Raw genomic sequence first — 17389 nt, 5'->3', positions numbered from 1 at the left:
GTGATCGATTGACTCTTGCCAGCGGCACCTGCGATCGCGTGGTGCCCGCCGGCGGAATTGGAGCAACACCATGCAAAGATTCACCAAGCTTGTGGCGCCAATCGGGGCACTAGCCCTCGCCATTGGCCTTTCGACCGCCGCGGCTCCTGCGGCGTTGTCGGCCAGTGGGCAGCCTGCCAAAACCGTAATGCAGGCAAATGCCCAAGCCGGAAGCCAAACCTACATTGTCCTGTACAAGGCCAACGGCGTTTCCCGCACTTCGCTTGCGGCCGTGCGGGCCGCCGGGGGCACGGTGGTGCAGGCTTATCCGCAGATCGGTGTGGCGATCGTAAAGTCGGACCGCGGCGGCTTTGATGCGGCCCTGCGCGCGGCAGATTCTTCCGTTCAGGGGGCCGCTTCCACAGCAGGCTTCGCCGTGGCTGTCGAAGACGACAACTCCGGTGCGGCTGTGGCGGCCATAGCACCCGGCGCCCCGGCGCCCGGCGATGACAACCTGGCCGCACTCCAATGGGATATGGACCAGATCCAGGCCCCGGCCGCCCGGGCGATCAATGGCGGCAGCGCCTCGGTGGTGGTGGGCGACATCGACACCGGACTGGACCACACGCACCCGGACCTTGCCCCGAACGTTGATTTCTCCAGGAGCGTTTCCTGCGTTGGCGGCGTCCCGAACACGGATCCGGCGGCCTGGATGGACAACAACGGCCACGGCACGCACACGGCAGGAACCATCGCCGCCGCGAAGAACGGCATCGGCATGGTGGGCGTGGCGCCGAACGTGAAGATTGCCGGAATCAAGGCCGGCGATGACGACGGATTCTTCTACCCCGAAGCCGTGGTCTGCGCCTTCATGTGGGCAGGATCGAACGGTATCCAGGTCACCAACAACAGCTACTTTGCCGATCCCTGGCTCTTCAACTGCAAGAATGACCCCACCCAGCGGGCCATCTGGGAAGCCGAGCGCCGGGCCATCAAGTTTGCCCAGCAAAACGGCACCACAGTTGTCGCCTCGGCAGGCAACCAGTCAGACGACCTGGCTCATCCCACCCAGGATGTCACCAGCCCGGATAACACCACCCCGTTCACGCGCGACATCACCAACGCCTGCGCCGTGGTTCCGGTGGAAGTTCCCGGCGTGATCGGCGTGAGCGCCAACGGCAACAAGCTGATCAAGTCGTTCTACTCCAGCTACGGTGTGGGCGCCGTCAGCGTGATCGCGCCTGGCGGCGACTCGATCCTGCAGCAGACGGCGGCCGCCACTAACGGCCGCGTGCTGTCCGCGTGGCCGTCCGCTGCACCGTGCGCCCGTCCGGTGGTGGACTCGGGTGCCACGTACTGCTACCTGCAAGGCACATCGATGGCCGGACCTCACGTTGCCGGTGTCGCGGCGCTGGTGGTCAGCACCGGAGTCAGCAACCCGGGCACCGTGGCATCGCGGATCAACACCACCGCCGACACGATGGACTGCCCGGCTGACATGAGTGTGTACGCCCCGTTCCCTGCAACGGACAACGGTGCACCCCAGGTGTGCCAGGGCGGTGCCGGCTACAACGGGTTCAACGGCCACGGCCAGGTGAACGCCCTCCGCGCGGTCGGCGGCTGAAGGCGGCGACCTAGAGGACTAGGCGGAAACCAGCTCGTGCCAGTCCGCCACGAGGGGCAGGTTGTGCGCCTCGGAGACGGAGTGGTGTGCCACGTGGCCGGCGGCGATGTTGAGGCCGGCGGCGAGGGCCGGGTCGCGGTCGAAGGCGGCCCGGACGCCCAGGTTGGCCAGGGCCACGGCGTAGCGCAGGGTGACGTTGGTCAGCGCGTAGGTGGACGTGTTGGGTACGGCGCCCGGCATGTTGGCCACGCAGTAGAAGATCGTGTTGTGGACCTTGTACGTCGGTTCCTGGTGCGTGGTGGGGTGGGTGTCCTCGAAGCAGCCGCCCTGGTCCACGGCGATATCCACGAGCACGGAGCCGGGCTTCATGCGGGCCACGAGTTCGTTGCTGACCAGCTTGGGGGCCTTGGCGCCGGGGATCAGGACGGAACCGATCACCAGGTCCGCGTCCACCACTGACTTTTCGATCTCGTACTTGTTGGACGCCACCGTCTTGAGCCTGCCCTGGTACTGGGCGTCGAGCTCGCGGAGGCGGTTGATGTTGATGTCCAGGATGGTGACGTCGGCGCCCAGACCCAGGGCCATGGCGGCGGCGTTGGTGCCGGCGACGCCGGCGCCCAGGACAACCACCTTCGCCGGGCGGACACCAGGTACGCCGCCCAGGAGGACGCCTTTGCCGCCGGCGGGTGCCATCAGGGAGGTGGCGCCGACCTGCACGGACAGCCGGCCGGCAACCTCGGACATGGGGGCCAGCAGCGGCAGCGTGCGGCCTTCCTGCACGGTCTCGTAGGCGATGGCGGTGACGCCGGAGTTGATGAGTTCCTGCGTGAGTTCCGGCTCTGCGGCGAGGTGGAGGTACGTGAAGAGGATCATGCCCTTGCGGAAGCGGTGGTACTCGGCCTTGATGGGTTCCTTGACCTTCATGACCATGTCGGCCCGGCCCCAGACGTCGTCGGCCTCGGCAACGATTTCGGCGCCGGCGATCGCGTATTCCTCATCCGTGATCCCTGAGCCCAAGCCTGCGCCGCGCTCTACCAGGACCGTGTGGCCGTGGGTCCGGAACTCGTGAACGCCAGCAGCGGTGATGGCGACGCGGAATTCGTTGTTCTTGATCTCTTTGGGGACACCGATGATCATTTGGGGCTCCATATTCTCAGGCCGTGTAGGCCCGAAATTGCGGGGGAAGTTGTGATTCCAGAATAAATCCGGTTGTGACCCAACTGACAGGAAAGCAGGGTTCGGGGCGTGCAGGCTCCCCGTGATTCCGGGAATTTCTGCTTTCGTGGGTCGACAAATGTTCAGCGTCAGGGCGTCAGGTGTCGCCTGCTGTTCGTTCGCCTGGATGCCTGCCGGAGCAGTAGGGTTACCCCATGCAGCAGGACGTGGAACAACTGGTGGAGCAGGTGGCGCAGAAGCTTGGCCGGGGACTGTCGCTGGAGGACCTGGACGGACTGCTGCTCGCTTACAGCTCCAACCAGTCCCACGCGGACAGGGTCCGGGTGAACTTCCTGTTGAGCAAGCGGGTCCCGGCCGATGTCAGCGCCTGGCAGCTTTCCCACGGCATCGCCACGGCGGTCCGCCCGGTGGCGATTCCCGCCAACCAGGAGCTGGGGATGCTGGGCCGGGTGTGTGTCCCGTTGATGGTGCGCGGTTTCCGCGTCGGCTACCTCTGGGTGCAGCAGGACTCGGCAGAGGAAAGTCCGAAGGCGATCCTCTCCCAGTTGCCGCTCGTGACCCCGGAGATCGAGCTGCTTTCCGGCCTGCTGCTGGACTCCAACACCGCCGAGTCCGAGTTCCGGCGGGGCCGCGAACGCGAGTTCCTGGCCGCCTGTTCCGGCGAGGCCAACGCGGTGGCCGCCGTGGCGGGCTGGAAGGAAATCCAGGGCAAGGGGCCGTGGCAGATGGTCACTGTGCTCGACGCCGATGGCTGGGCCGGCGGCCCGGATCCCATAGCTTCCACGCTGATCCACCGCTCAGCCGCCCTGCAGGCCACGGTGGGGGTGGACGTGGCGCTGTTCAGTGCCGGCACGGAAACCCATTCGGTGGTGCTGTTCCGTGAGTCGGTAGGCCGGGCCAACCATGCCCAGGTGCTGGTCCACTACCAGCTGGAGCTGGCCAAACGTTCGGGCCGACCGGTGCACCGCATCATCCTTGGCATCAGCGAGGGTTTCGCCAAGCCACGCGAGCTAGCCGAGGCATACCGGCAGTCCCGGCTGGCGGCGCAGGCGGCGGCTGTGGACCCCCAGCTGGGCGAACTGGTGGACTGCCGTGCCACCGGGGTGTACCAGCTGCTGGCCTCGGCGGGCGGGGGAGCCGGTGCCTGGGCTGACTCGGGGTCCGTTTATGTGCGGATGCTGGAGGACCACGACCGCAACGATGAACTTCTCCCCGTACTTGAGCTCATTTATGACAACGACGGCTCAGTCCAGGACGTGGCCACCAAACTCCACCTGCACCGCAGCAGCATCTACAACCGGCTGGGCCGCATCCGGCAGCTCCTGGGCGTGGACCCGCTGAAGGGGATGCCGCGGCTGGAACTCCATGCGGCACTGAAAATGCGGCGCTGGGCGGCGCGCCCGCGGATTTAGGCTCGCGCGCCGGGATCCAACACCCGGGACTCAACACCCGGGACCCGTCCGCCCCTGACCCAGCTCACGACGGGGCTAGGCCTGCTCTGCCTGCTCTGGCCCGTCAGGCTTCTTCTGCCGGTCCAGCCAGGCCATGATGGCGGCCAGCCTGATCCGGCGGTGCGTGCCGCGGTATTCCACGGGGATCTCGCCGCGATCGGTCAAGTTGCGCAGGTACGTGTGGGAAATCCCGGCGAGTTCGGCCGCCTGGGAGGTGGTGAGCATTTCTTCCACGCTGCTGACGGTCACCGCTTCGCCGCGGCCCAGCCGAGCGAGCAGGTCCACGACGGCGTCCCTCGCCTGGGGCGTCAGGCGGTGGACCGTGCCGTCCACGAACACGGTGATGTCGTTGCTGTCCCGGAGGGAACGCGCGAGGTTCCGGGCGTCGTCGGCGGGCAGGCCGGCCGTGACGCGTGGAGCTATCAGTGCCATGCCAGAAGCCTAACCCGAGCACTTCCGCGGCCGAGCCGCTTCGGGACGCGCGAATGATGGAGCAGAATCCGACGCCCGCACCGCACTCCAGCCACGGCCGGCACGTTCCAGAGGCGAGATCTCGGCGTTATTGGGTCCTCGCAGGGCCGAGATCTCACGTTTGGAGTCCGCGGCGGGGCTCGTCGGCGTTGGCCAGCTCGGAGGCAAGCGCCTGCCGTGCCGCGGGGTCGAGTTCCAGGGCGCCGACGGTGTCCAGGGCCCTGGCCGTCGCCCGTTTCGATGGTTCCCTGCCCACCAGATGTTTGCGAGCGTCGATCCGGCAGGGAACCATCGAAACGGCGAAGAAGAAGCTATTCGGCGTCGAGGTCCGTTTCCAGGAGCTTGACCAGCGAATCCAGTGCCGCGTCGGCGCCGTCACCTTCAGCCCGGAGCACCACAACATCGCCCTTGGCGGCGCCCAAGGTCATCAGCGACAGGATGCTCGAAGCGTCCAGTGCGTCGTCCTCCGGGTCGCCCTGCATGGCAATGGTGACCTCAACTCCCACGTCTCCGGCGGCTTCCGCAAACAGCGCGGCGGGGCGCGCGTGCAGGCCGGAGCGGCTGGCGATGGTGGCGATGCGTTCGGGCATTGTTCCTCCTGGTGGGTGCTTCTTTGTGGCTAGCGGCGGGCGGTGGGTCGAAGGCGGGCGGTTGGTCCGAACCGGCCGGTCAGAGGCCGAGTTCTTCGAGGACGGGCAGTTTTTCCCGCACCCAGGCCTTGGCTTCGGTGGCGCTGGGCGCGGACAGGGCCAGCTTGGCCAACTGCTGCGCCTCGGCCAGCGTGACGGTCTTCAGCACCGCGGCCACGGCGGCCAGGGACCGCGCGGTCATGGACAGCGTGTTGACGCCCAGCCCTGTAAGCACGACGGCGAGGGCCGGGTCAGCGGCCGCCTCACCGCAGACGCCCACGGGCTTGTTGTGGCCTTCCGCGCGGGAGCCTTCCACGGTCAAACCCACCAGGCGCAGCACGGCAGGCTGCCACGGGGTGTTGAGGTTTGCCAGGGGGCCCAGCTGGCGGTCGGCCGCCATGGCGTACTGGGTGAGGTCGTTGGTGCCCAGGCTCGCGAAGCCCACCTCGCGCAGGATGGCCTCGGCGGTGAGTGCGGCGGAGGGGACTTCAACCATCACGCCGGGCGTCTTGATGCCGGCGTCGGCGCACATAGAGGCGAAGCGGGCCGCCTCTTCCGCCGTCGAGATCATTGGGGCCATGACCCACACGTCCGCTTCGGACTGCTTCTCGGCCAGGGCAATGGCTTCCAGCTGGCGGTCCAGCACGCCCGGTGTGGTGAAGTCCGTGCGGTAGCCGCGGACGCCCAGGGCGGGGTTGGGCTCCGTGGAGTCGGTCAGGAACGGAAGCGGCTTGTCGGCGCCGGCGTCGAGCGTACGCAGAACCACTTTTTTGCCCGGGAACGCATCAAACACGCTCTTGTACGCGGCTGCCTGCTCTTCCACGGAGGGTTCGGTATCGCGTTCCAGGAAGCAGAATTCGGTGCGGAAAAGGCCCACGCCCTGGGCGCCCAGCTTGGCTGCCGCCTCGGCGTCCTTGCCGCCGCCCACGTTGGCGAGGAGCGGCACCAGGTGGCCGTCCGCCGTCGTGCCCGTGCCACTGAACTCGGCCAGCAGGGAAGCCGTGGCCGCCCACGCATCCGCTGCGGCACGCAGCGAGGCATCGGGATCGGCGGTGATGCTGCCTGCGGCGCCGTCAACATAGACTTCCGTGCCGTCAGGGAGTTCGTCCACCCCTATAGCAGCCACGACGGCCGGCAGGCCAAGCGAACGCGCAATGATGGCGGTGTGGGACTGTGGGCCGCCGCCGGCTGTTACGAGTGCCAGGACCTTGTTCGGGTCCAGGGTTGCGGTGTCGGCCGGTGCCAGGTCCTCGGCAACCAGGATGAAGGGCGTGCTGGAGGTAGGGATGCCGGGCGCAGGGACGCCGCGGAGTTCCGCCACGATCCGGGCGCGGACGTCCAGGACGTCGGTGGCGCGTTCGGCCATGTAGCCGCCAAGGTTATGGAGCATCTCCGCGACGGAGGAACCGGATTCCCAGATGGCGCGTTCGCTCGAGAGGCCGCGGGCAATGAGCTTGGCCGCGCCCTTGATCAGCATGGTGTCCTTGGCCATCAGCGCCGTGGCCTCCAGGACGGCCTTGCCATCTCCGGTGGCGTGCGCGGCCCGGGCCTTAAGTTCGTCGTGGACGGACTGAGAGGCTGCCTTGAGCCCGGCCGTGGCTTCTTCGGCGGACGTACCGCCGGCCAGCTGCTCACCTGCAGGGGGTTCGCTGATCGGTTTGGGCATCTGCCGGACGGTTCCGATGATGCGGCCGGGGCTGACGCCAACTCCTGGGAAGGTCTGCACTGAAGGTCCTCATTCTCTGCCGGTAGCCAGGCCCGCCTAGGTTATCCCGGCGCCATGCCGGGGCCGCCGCGACCACTATGTGCGAGGGCGGAAACGTGCCTGAAAAAATTGTATGTGATTCAGTTCATATAGCAATGCTATAGGTGATAGGGTAGCGGCTATGAGTTTGGATGGCCAGCTTCCCCCCAAAATGCGTCTGTTGCGTGCAGCGGCCGAATTGCTGGCAAAGTCCGCGGGATCAGCCGTCTCCACCCGCCAGATCACGCAGCTGGCAGGGGTCACGGCGCCCACCCTGTACCACCACTTCGGTGACAAGGAAGGTCTTTTCGACGCCGTCGTCGCCGCAGGTTTTGAAGAGTATGTTGCGGGCGAGAGGGACTTCGCCCCGTCCGGAAAGCCGCTGGAGGACATCCGGCGGATGTGGGATAACCACGTCCAGTTCGGGCTCAAGCAGCCGGAACTGTACCTGGTGATGTTCGGCAATATCCGCCCCGAAAGCCGCCCCGCCATCGTTGCCGATGCCGAGGCGCTCATGGAGGAGATGCTGAACAAGGCAGCGGCAGCGGGCCAGCTGAACGTCCAGCCGCGCGAAGCAGCCAGGTCCATCCTGGCCGCCAACGTGGGTGTGACCCTGATGCTGATTGCGGAACCCGCCGCCGAACGGAACCTTGAACTGTCCACTATGACCCGGGACGCCATGATCTTTGCGGTGTCTGCGGCACAGGCCGAAGGGGCCGCGCCGGAAGACTCCGGCAAGTCCTCGGTAGTGGTGGCAGCGATTGCCCTGAATGCCGCACTTCAGGCTTCGCACTCAGACCAGCTTTCAAGCTCGGAACTCAAACTGTTCCTCGAATGGCTTCACCGAATCTCCACCAGCACTTCGTCGTAAGTATCGGACCCATCCTGCGCTGCAGCAGGAATGACGGTTAGGAAAGCACATGGCAACAGAGACAGTTGCGAAATCCCGCACCAGCCTGCGGGTTCACGTCCAGAAGTTCGGGACGTTCCTGTCCGGCATGATCATGCCCAACATTGGCGCGTTCATCGCGTGGGGCCTCATCACGGCCCTCTTTATTGAGAAGGGCTGGATCCCGGTCCCGGCCTTGGGCGGCTTCGACACCAACGCCGACGGAACGCCCAACGTGGGCCTGGTTGGCCCCATGATCACCTACCTGCTGCCGCTCCTGATCGCCTACACCGGCGGCCGGATGGTCTACGACGTCCGCGGCGGCGTGGTCGGAGCCATCGGCACCATGGGCGTCATTGTGGGCGCCGGCATCCCGATGTTCATCGGCGCCATGATCATGGGCCCGCTCGGCGGCTGGACCATGAAGAAGATCGACCTCCTGTGGGAGGGCAAGATCCGCCCCGGCTTCGAGATGCTGGTCAACAACTTCTCGGCCGGTATCTGGGGCGCGCTGCTGGCGATGCTGGGCTTCTACGGCATCTCGCCGCTGGTCCAGGCCTTCAGCACGGCCGCCGGCAACGTCGTGCAGTTCCTGGTCAACAACGGCCTGCTGCCGCTCACCAGCATTTTCATCGAGCCCGCCAAGGTGCTGTTCCTGAACAACGCCATCAACCACGGCGTGCTGACCCCGCTCGGCATCCAGCAGTCGCTGGAGCAGGGCAAGTCCATCCTGTTCCTGCTGGAGGCCAACCCCGGCCCCGGCATGGGCATCCTGCTGGCCTACATGTTCTTCGGGAAGGGCATTGCCAAGGGTTCGGCCTCCGGCGCAGCGATCATCCACTTCTTCGGCGGCATCCACGAAATCTACTTCCCGTACGTCCTGATGCGCCCGCTGCTGATCCTGGCCGCGATCGCCGGCGGCATGACGGGCATCGCAACCCTGGCCATCACCGGCTCCGGACTCGTCGCTCCGGCGGCGCCTGGCTCGATCATCGCGGTGCTCGCCCAGACGTCCCGTGACAGCTACGTCGGGGTGATCCTCGCGGTGTTGCTCGCCATGACGGTCTCGTTCCTGGTGGCCTCGGTGATCCTGAAAACCACCAAGCACAGCGACGAGGTGGACCTCAGCGACGCCACGTCCAAGATGGAAGCGATGAAGGGCAAAAAGAGCTCCGTCTCCTCCATGCTGACCGGTGCGGGCGCAGGCGTGGGTACGGCCGTCCTGGCCGGCCCCATCAAGAACATCGTGTTCGCGTGCGACGCCGGCATGGGCTCCAGTGCCATGGGCGCCTCGGTGCTGCGGAACAAGATCAAGGCGGCCGGGTTCCCGGACGTCAAGGTCACCAATGCGGCGATCGCCAACCTCAGTGACACCTACGACGTGGTGATCACCCACCAGGACCTGACCGAACGCGCCAAGCCCGTCACGTCCAGCGCAGCGCACTTCTCGGTGGATAACTTCATGAACAGCCCGCGGTACGACGAGATTGTGGAGCTGGTCAAGGAGCACAACACTGAAGGCGCAACGCCCGACGCCGGTGCTGCCGCCGCCGCAACTGCCGCCGGCCACGGCGCGCACGTAGCCAGTGCCCCGGTGGAAGCGGCACCCGGCGGTGCAGAACCCACCGAGGCTGCGGAGACGGCGGCGCCGTCGGACATCCTCGTGGCCGACAGCGTGATCCTTAACGGCACAGCCACCACCCGCGATGCCGCCATCGACGAAGCAGGCCAGCTGCTCCTGGCCCGCGGCGCTGTGGACGAGGGCTACCTCGCGGCCATGCACGAGCGCGAGGAATCCGTGTCCACCTACATGGGCAGCTTCCTGGCCATCCCGCACGGCACCAACGCCGCCAAGGACCATATCCTGAAGTCCGCTGTGTCCGTGATCCGCTACCCGGACGGCATCGACTGGAACGGCAAACAGGTCAAGTTCGTGGTGGGCGTGGCCGGCATCAACAACGAACACCTCCACATCCTGTCCTCCATCGCGAAGGTCTTCACCAGCAAGGCCCAGGTGGCCCAGCTGGAAGCGGCCACGTCCGTTGAGGAAGTCCTGGAGCTATTCGGAAAGGTGAACGCATAGTGAAGGCGGTACATTTCGGAGCCGGGAACATCGGCCGCGGCTTTGTGGGGCTGCTGCTGCACCAGGCCGGTTATGAGGTGGTATTCGCGGATGTCGCGGACGCACTCATCGACCAGCTCGTGGCAGCAGACAGCTACAACGTCCACGAGGTGGGGGAGAACCCCACGGTCCGGACGGTGGACAACTTCCGCGCGCTGAACTCCGGCACGCAGGAAGCGGCGCTGGTGCGGGAAATCGCGACGGCGGACATCGTCACCACCGCCGTGGGGCCGCACATCCTGAAGTTCGTCGCGCCCGCCATCACCAAGGGCATCGCCGCGCGGGCTGCCGGGCTGGCGCCGCTGCAAGTCATGGCCTGCGAGAACGCCATCAACGCCACCGACGTCCTGCGGGCCGAAGTCGCCGCCCTCTGGGACGACGCCGCCGGGTCCCTGGACGCCGCGGCGGTGTTTGCGAACACTGCCGTGGACCGGATTGTGCCCAACCAGGAGCCGGGCCAGGGCCTGGACGTGACCGTGGAAACGTTCTATGAGTGGGTCATCGACCGGACAGCGTTTGGCGATGCGGCCCCGGTCATCCCGGGCGCAACGTTTGTGGACGAGCTCTCGCCCTACATCGAGCGGAAGCTCTTCACCGTGAATACGGGGCACGCGGCCGCTGCGTACTTCGGCTTTGAGGCCGGGCTGGAAAAGATCTCCGAGGCCATGGCCGATCAGGACGTGGCGGAAGATGTGCGGGCCGTCCTAGAGGAAACCAAGCAACTCCTTGTGGCCAAGCACGGCTTCAACAACGACGAGCAGGAAGCCTACGTCCAGAAGATCCTGGTCCGTTTCTCCAACCCGCACCTGCCGGACACCGTGAACCGGGTGGGCCGCGCCCCCATGCGCAAGCTCAGCCGGCATGAACGGTTCATCGGCCCCGCGGCTGAACTCGCCGAACGCGGGATCGTGCCCGAGGCGCTCCTGGGTGCCATCGCCGCGGCCCTGCGCTTCACAGACCCCGCCGACGCCGAGGCCACCGAACTCGCGCAGATCCTGGCTTCGTCGTCGCCTGCCGACGCCACAGCCAGGATTACCGGGCTGGCACCGGAGCACCCGCTGTTTGCGGCGGTGTCCACGCTGGTGGAGGAACGCCAGGCGGAAGGGGCGAAGGCGCCGGCCTGACCTCCGACGGCCTGACCCCCACCGCACGCACCCACCCCCAGGACGCTCTCTCACTTAAAGTGGGTTTTCGAGCAACCCTCTCGCAGATAATGCGGTTTTTGGCCAACGCTCTCTCACCTGGATGAGAGAGCGTTGGCGTTTAAGGCACCGAAAGTGAGAGAGGGTCTCGGAGGGATAGGTTCGCAAGCCTTGTGGAATGCTGGGGAGATGACCACGAACCCCGGTGCCCTGACCGCCTTGCTGACTGCCGACGTCGACGGCGGGACCTTCCGCCTCAGGCACGCCGTGTCCGGGGACCTGCCCGCCATTGTGGCGCTGCTGGCCGACGATTCCCTCGGCGCCAGCCGAGAACTGGGCCACGACATGGCGCCGTACGAGCGGGCCTTCGAAGCGATCGACGCCGACCCGTGCCATTTGCTGGTGGTGGGCGAGCACGTGCCGGCTGGGGCGGCTGACGGCCGCGTCGTGGGCACCTTCCAGCTGAGCTTCCTGCCCGGCATTTCGCGGCAGGGCTCCTGGCGCTCGCAGCTTGAGGCGGTCCGTGTGGCGGGCAGCCTTCGTGGCCAGGGCCTGGGAAACCTGATGGTGGGGTGGGCGATCGAGGAATCGAGGCGCCGCGGCTGCACGCTGATGCAGCTGACCACGCACAAGTCGCGGACAGCCGCCCATCGGTTCTACGAGCGGCTCGGCTTTGACGCCAGCCATGAGGGCATGAAGCTCACTCTCTGACCCGGCGTCAGGCCTTCTTGGAACCCTTGGGCACAAACAGGGTCTCGGCCTGCTCCAGGGACATGCCGTTGGTCTCCGGCACCTTGAACATCACAAAGAAGAATGACGCCGCCGCGAACAGCGCGTACATGGCGTAGGTCAGCGGCAGGGAAGCAGCGGCCATCACGGGGAAGCTGAGCGTGATGGCAAAGTTGGCCACCCACTGCGCTGCGGCGGCCAGGCCCAAGGCGCGGGCACGGATCCGGGACGGGAAGATCTCACCAAGGAGGACCCAGACCAGCGGGCCCCAGGAAGCGCCGAAGCTGACCACAAAGATGTTGGCCGCCACGAGGGCCACCGGACCCCAGGCGCCCGGCAAGGAGATCTCGGAGCCTGAACCCACGGCGGCGGAGAATGCCAGCGCCATGGTGCCCAGTGAGACCGCCATGCCGATGGACCCGGCCAGGAGAATGGGGCGGCGGCCGATCCGGTCCACCAGTGCGATGGCCACGAGTGTCACCAGGATGTTGGTGATGGAGGTTGCCACCGAGATGGTGAGCGAGTCCTTCTCCTGGAAACCGACGGCCTTCCACAGCGTGGTGGAGTAGTAGAAGATCACGTTGATGCCAACGAACTGCTGCAGGACCGAGAGGACGATGCCCACCCAGACCACTGCCTGCAGGCCGAACGTCTTGCCGCGGAGCGAGCCCTTCTGGCCGGACAGCTTGTCCTCTTCGATGGCGTCCTGGATCTCGCGGATGTGCCGGTCGGTGTCCTCGGACGGGGCGATGGAGTCGAACACCTTGCGGGCTTCGTCTTCCTTGCCCTGGAACACCAGGAACCGCGGGGATTCCGGGAGGGTGTAGGCGATCCAGCCGTAGACCACGGCGGGAACCGCAGCGGCGAGGAACATCCAGCGCCAGGCTTCCAGTCCGAGCCAGAAGGCCTGGTCCGCGCCGCCGGCGGTGGTGGCGAAGAGCGCGTCGGACAGGAGTGCGGCGAAGATACCGGTGGTGATGGCCAGCTGCTGCAGCGACGCCAGCCGGCCACGGACCTGCCGCGGGGAAATCTCGGAAATGTAGGCCGGCGCAATCACCGACGCGAGGCCGATGCCCAGGCCGCCCACCAGACGCCAGAAGATCAGGTCCCAGACGCCGAAGGCGAAGCCGGTTCCGATGGCGCTGACCAGGAACAGCACCGCGCCCAGCTTCATGGCGGGGATGCGGCCGTAGCGGTCGGCGACTTTGCCAGCGAGGAAGGCGCCTGCCGCGCAGCCCAGCAGGGCGATGGCCACGGCGAAGCCGGTCACGGCCTCGGAAAGCGCGAACTCATCCTTGATGGCATCCACTGCACCGTTGACCACGGAGGAGTCGAAGCCGAACAGGAATCCGCCCACCGCGCCTGCGAGTGCCAGCCAGATCACCCGCTGCGGGATCTTGGCGGTGGTCTGCTCCTTGGCGGTGGACATGGTGCTCCCTGGGTTTGGGGGTCGGGTGGATGCGGTGCGGACGTCGTCGGCTGCGGTACCGGCTCGGATGGCCGGCGCACACGCGCTAAACAGTGTGGCACGTCACCGCCCGCCGTTCCACTTGCGACTTGTACCCTCCGAAACAGAAAGACGACGACGGCGGGGTGTGCCGCCGTCGTCGTCTGTCTGTTTCAGGGGAGGCGGCTTAGTGGGCCGCCACGGCAGCTGCGTTTCCCTGCGGGGCCAACTTCGGATCCGTCAGCTTCTTGTTAGGCAGGGCGAAGCTGATCAGGAACGCGATCCCGGTGAGGACGGCTGCGGTGATCATCACGGTGTCGATCGCGTACGCGAAGCCCTCCGTAATGGGCCGGGTGAGCACGCTGTTGGCGGAGTGGAGCCAGCTGGTGTCATTGAGCGATTCGTCCGACGCGCCGTTCTGGAAGAACTCGTAGAGCTTGGCGTTGGCCGGGTCCGCGGCCACCGCCGGGTCGCGCAGCACGGCCTGGTAGTCGGAGCTGGCCATGGCTGACTTCATGGTGTCGGCGATCCGGCTCGCGGCCAGGCTGAACAGCATGGAGATGAACACGGCCGTGCCCACCGCGCCGCCCATGGACCGGAAGAACGCCGCGGAGGAGGTGCCAACACCCATGTCCTTCGGGGGAACGGAGACCTGCATGGCCAGCGTAAGCGGCTGCATGCAGAAACCCAGGCCCATGCCGAAGAACACGGCGATCACGCCGGGAACCCAGAGGCCCGTGTCCACGCCCAGGGACAGTCCCATGACCAGCGCGGCGACGGTGAGGATGCCAGTACCCACGATGGGGAAGATCCGGTATGTGCCCGACGCCGAAATGGTGCGGCCCGCCGTGATGGAACCGGTCAGGATGCCCAGGGTGAAGGTGATCATCATCAGGCCGGCTTCGGTGGGTGTGAGCCCTTTGACCAGCTGCAGGTACATGGGCAGCATGGCGATGGCGCCGAACATGCCGATGCCGATGATGAAGTTCAGCAGCGAGGACAGGCCAAAAGTAGCGTTCCGGAAGAGCCGGAGCGGGATCAGGGCGTAGTCTCCGGCGCGCTTTTCAGCCAGCAGGAACCAGATGATGCCTACAGCGCCCAGGCCGTAGCAAAGGAAGGAGTTCAGCGACATAAAGCCCCAGCTGCGGCCCTGTTCCGCCACGAGCAGCAGCGGGACGATGGCGAGCGTGATGGCGGCCGCGCCGAAGTAGTCGATCTTCTGCTTCACGTGCTTGGCCGGCAGGTGCAGGAACATAAACACCACGGCCAGGGCCGCCAGGCCGATGGGCAGGTTGATGAAGAACACCCAGCGCCAGCCGTCAAAGCCCAGGATGTTGGCCGACCCTGCGAACGCGCCGCCCACCACCGGGCCGAGCACGGAGGAGATGCCGAACACCGACATAAAGTAGCCCTGGTACTTGGCCCGGTCCTTGAGGGACACGATGTCGCCGATGATGGTCAGCGCGAGGGCCAGCAGGCCGCCGGCGCCCAGGCCCTGGACGCCGCGGGCGATGGCCAGTTCGGTCATGGAGTGCACTGAGCCGGCGTAGAGCGAGCCGATCAGGAAGATGACGATGGCGATCAGGTACAGCGGACGGCGGCCGAAAATGTCGCTCAGCTTGCCGTACAGCGGCGTGCTGACGGTGGACGTGATGAGGTAGGCGGTGGTGGCCCACGCCTGGAGGGACAGCCCGTCCAGGTCATTGGCGATGGTGTAGATGGAGGTGGACACGATGGTCTGGTCCAGGGATGCCAGGAACATGCCCAGCATGAGCCCCACCATCACGGTGACGATCTGACGCTGTGTCAGGGTTTCGCCGGCGGCACGCACAGCGGTTGTTTTGGACATGGCTTCTCCAGGAAAGAATGAGGGATCGCGCTCGATAGTTGCTTTCAGTAACTATGTTAGTTCGCGTTTCATTCCCGCTGCCAGAGATTTCTTCCGGAAGCTCAGCCCCGCCGCGGACTCCCCCAAGCTGGAGGACCTCGATCAGCGCTCCACGAGGATGCCGTCCGGATCGCACCAGACGGTGACGCCGGGACGGAAGGTCACGCCGTCGAGCACTACATCAACGTCAACCTCACCGGCGCCGGCCTTGGCGCTCTTGCGCGGGTTGCTGCCCAGCGCCTTGACGCCCAGATCCAGTTGGGCGATCGCCTCGCGGTCGCGGATGGCGCCGTTAATTACGACGCCGGCCCAGCCGTTCGCCACGGCGCTCTCGGCGATCATGTCCCCCATCAGGGCTGTGCCCAGCGAGCCGCCGCCGTCCACCACCAGCACGGCGCCATGGCCGGGGGTGGCCAGGGTGGACTTGACCAGGGCGTTGTCCTGGAAGCAGCGGATGGTCCGCACCGGGCCGCTGAAGTGCGAACGGCCGCCGAGGGACTGGAACTGGAGTGAAACGGACGCCAGGGCCTCGCCGCGCTCATCGTACAGATCGGCGGTGTTGACGGGGCTGTTGGTGTTGCCAGCAGATGCGGTCATTGGATCTCCAGGTGTTGTCGTGGCGGGCTCCGCGGTTTCCTTAGCCGCACAGGTTGGGCTCCGAATAACAAAGCGGGGCGATGCAGCCCACGATAGTCTGATTTTCAGCATCACCAACCGTTCCAGGGGGAACCAGCCATGAGCCTGTCCGACACGCCCGCAGTACCGGATCCCAGCGCCGCATCGGCTCCCGAAGCGGGAGCGGGGGGCCCGACGGCGGCACTCGCCGAGCCGACGCAGAGGGTCACCGCGCGCTGGGTCACCGGTCTGGTACTGGTCAATGTTGGCATCAACGCCGCGTTCTTCGGACCCATCAACATCTTCATCGCCCAGCAGGCCATTGGCATCGACGAAACAAACAAGGAAGCCATCGCTTCCCTCGTACTTGGGTGCGGCGCCGCCGTATCCCTGGTGGCCAATCCACTCTTCGGGGCGCTGTCCGACCGGACGGTCTCCGGTTTCGGCCGTCGTTCCCCCTGGGTCCTGGCCGGCGCCGTCCTGGCCACCGCCGCCTTGCTGGCGATGTCCGGAGCCACGGCCGTTGCCCTGATGGTCCTGTTCTGGTGCCTGGTCCAGCTGGGCGCCAACGCGGCCTATGCCGCCATCACTGCCGCCATTCCGGACCGGGTGCCGGTGCTGCAGCGCGGCGGAGTGGGGGGACTGGCGGCCCTGGGCCAAACGGCGGGCATCCTCCTGGGCGCAGTCTTCGGGGCGGTGGTTTCGGGAAACTTCATGGTGGGGTACACCATGTGTGCGGCCGCCCTGCTGTTCTCCGTGGTGCCCTACCTGTTCCACCGGAATGACCCGCCGCTGCCCAGGGAGCTCCGGCCGCCGTTCTCGTGGGGCAGTTTCCTCCGCGGCTTCTGGATCAGCCCGGCCCGCCACCCGGACTTCGCCTGGGCCTGGCTCACCCGCTTCCTGGTCAACGTCTGCAACCAGCTGACCATTGTGTACCTGATCTTTTTCCTCGGAGACGTCCTCAAGCATGAGAACCCGGCGCTGGGAGTCCTGACCCTGACCGGGATCTATGCGGCGCTGGTCATGGTTACTGCGGTGATTGCGGGGCCGTGGAGCGACCGGGTGGGCAAGCGCAAGCCCTTCGTGATCGCTTCCTCCGTCATGATTGCCATGGCGGGCCTCACTATGGCGTTCTTCCCCGTGTGGACCGGCGCCCTGGTTGGGGCCGCCATCCTGGGTATCGGCTACGGCGCCTACCAAGCCGTTGACTTTGCGCTGCTGACGCAGGTGCTGCCGCAGGCCGCGGACCGCGGCAAGGATATGGGAGTCATTAACGTGGCCGCCTCGTTGCCGCAGGTGTTCGCGACAGGCCTCGCTTTCCTCGCGGTGACGCAGTTCGGCGGGTACGTCACTCTGTTCACCACTGCGGCCGTCATTGGGCTGCTCGGCGCTGTGTTCGTGGTCAAGATCAAGGGCGTGGACTGAGGCGCCAACGCCGCGTGGCGTATTGTTGAGGCAGACTGCAGGGCGGCCGGGATGGGGA

At 66.3% G+C, this 17389-nt stretch carries 15 protein-coding genes; 7 read left to right on the top strand and 8 right to left on the bottom strand.

Features of this window, described 5'->3' with window-relative positions:
- The first annotated feature begins 70 nt into the window (after positions 1-70).
- Positions 71-1603 (top strand): S8 family serine peptidase, encoded by a 1533-nt coding sequence (locus NIBR502772_RS01570; RefSeq protein ID WP_141138788.1) that lies wholly within the window; start codon positions 71-73, stop codon positions 1601-1603.
- An 18-nt stretch (positions 1604-1621) separates the two neighbouring features.
- Here NIBR502772_RS01570 and ald read toward each other — a convergent pair whose 3' ends face one another.
- The gene (gene ald, locus NIBR502772_RS01565; protein WP_141138787.1) at positions 1622-2740 is read right to left on the bottom strand and encodes an alanine dehydrogenase; all 1119 of its coding nucleotides are present in this window, start codon (positions 2738-2740) and stop codon (positions 1622-1624) included.
- 233 nt (positions 2741-2973) lie between these two features.
- On the opposite strand from ald, the gene NIBR502772_RS01560 reads away from it, so the two are divergent.
- Positions 2974-4191 (top strand): CdaR family transcriptional regulator, encoded by a 1218-nt coding sequence (locus tag NIBR502772_RS01560; protein ID WP_141138786.1) that lies wholly within the window; start codon positions 2974-2976, stop codon positions 4189-4191.
- Positions 4192-4266: 75 nt separating this feature from the next.
- On the opposite strand, the gene NIBR502772_RS01555 is transcribed toward NIBR502772_RS01560, so the two are convergent.
- The 4 genes from NIBR502772_RS01555 to ptsP form a co-directional block, all read right to left on the bottom strand.
- Complete coding sequence (locus NIBR502772_RS01555) at positions 4267-4662, bottom strand: helix-turn-helix domain-containing protein (RefSeq protein ID WP_141138785.1); 396 nt, start codon at positions 4660-4662, stop codon at positions 4267-4269.
- 154 nt (positions 4663-4816) lie between these two features.
- Entirely contained in the window at positions 4817-4957 is a 141-nt protein-coding gene (locus NIBR502772_RS22265; RefSeq protein ID WP_168223467.1) for a hypothetical protein, read from the bottom strand.
- Between the two features lie 55 nt (positions 4958-5012).
- The gene (locus tag NIBR502772_RS01550; protein ID WP_056341927.1) at positions 5013-5291 is read right to left on the bottom strand and encodes an HPr family phosphocarrier protein; all 279 of its coding nucleotides are present in this window, start codon (positions 5289-5291) and stop codon (positions 5013-5015) included.
- A gap of 79 nt (positions 5292-5370) precedes the next feature.
- On the bottom strand, positions 5371-7056 hold the full coding sequence (ptsP, locus tag NIBR502772_RS01545) for a phosphoenolpyruvate--protein phosphotransferase (protein WP_104062869.1): 1686 nt from the start codon (positions 7054-7056) through the stop codon (positions 5371-5373).
- Positions 7057-7216: 160 nt separating this feature from the next.
- On the opposite strand from ptsP, the gene NIBR502772_RS01540 reads away from it, so the two are divergent.
- The 4 genes from NIBR502772_RS01540 (at position 7217) to NIBR502772_RS01525 (ending at position 11938) form a co-directional block, all read left to right on the top strand.
- Positions 7217-7945, top strand: a complete 729-nt coding sequence (locus NIBR502772_RS01540) for a TetR/AcrR family transcriptional regulator (protein ID WP_104062868.1) — start codon at positions 7217-7219, stop codon at positions 7943-7945.
- A 49-nt stretch (positions 7946-7994) separates the two neighbouring features.
- Positions 7995-10046 carry a PTS mannitol transporter subunit IICBA gene (locus NIBR502772_RS01535; protein ID WP_141138784.1) on the top strand — a complete coding sequence of 684 codons (2052 nt, stop codon included), beginning with the start codon at positions 7995-7997 and terminating at the stop codon, positions 10044-10046.
- Complete coding sequence (locus tag NIBR502772_RS01530; RefSeq protein WP_141138783.1) at positions 10046-11209, top strand: mannitol-1-phosphate 5-dehydrogenase; 1164 nt, start codon at positions 10046-10048, stop codon at positions 11207-11209. The genes NIBR502772_RS01535 and NIBR502772_RS01530 overlap by 1 nt, the downstream gene beginning before the upstream one ends.
- Positions 11210-11416: 207 nt before the next feature.
- Positions 11417-11938: a GNAT family N-acetyltransferase gene (locus NIBR502772_RS01525; protein ID WP_141138782.1), complete on the top strand. Its 522-nt coding sequence runs from the start codon at positions 11417-11419 to the stop codon at positions 11936-11938.
- A 7-nt stretch (positions 11939-11945) separates the two neighbouring features.
- Here the strand turns inward: NIBR502772_RS01525 and NIBR502772_RS01520 are convergent, their stop codons facing one another.
- From NIBR502772_RS01520 to rraA, 3 genes are all read right to left on the bottom strand, one after another.
- Positions 11946-13385: a sugar porter family MFS transporter gene (locus tag NIBR502772_RS01520; protein WP_141138781.1), complete on the bottom strand. Its 1440-nt coding sequence runs from the start codon at positions 13383-13385 to the stop codon at positions 11946-11948.
- Between the two features lie 205 nt (positions 13386-13590).
- Positions 13591-15252, bottom strand: a complete 1662-nt coding sequence (locus NIBR502772_RS01515; RefSeq protein ID WP_141138780.1) for an MDR family MFS transporter — start codon at positions 15250-15252, stop codon at positions 13591-13593.
- Positions 15253-15393: 141 nt separating this feature from the next.
- Complete coding sequence (rraA, locus tag NIBR502772_RS01510) at positions 15394-15888, bottom strand: ribonuclease E activity regulator RraA (RefSeq protein ID WP_141138779.1); 495 nt, start codon at positions 15886-15888, stop codon at positions 15394-15396.
- Between the two features lie 138 nt (positions 15889-16026).
- Between rraA and NIBR502772_RS01505 the strand changes: the two genes are divergently transcribed.
- Positions 16027-17331 carry an MFS transporter gene (locus NIBR502772_RS01505; protein ID WP_141138778.1) on the top strand — a complete coding sequence of 435 codons (1305 nt, stop codon included), beginning with the start codon at positions 16027-16029 and terminating at the stop codon, positions 17329-17331.
- Positions 17332-17389 lie beyond the last annotated feature (58 nt).

Origin of the sequence: Pseudarthrobacter sp. NIBRBAC000502772 (genome assembly GCF_006517235.1) — a bacterium.
Classification (GTDB): Bacteria; Actinomycetota; Actinomycetes; order Actinomycetales; family Micrococcaceae; genus Arthrobacter.
This window is presented reverse-complemented; position numbering and strand designations above follow the sequence as displayed.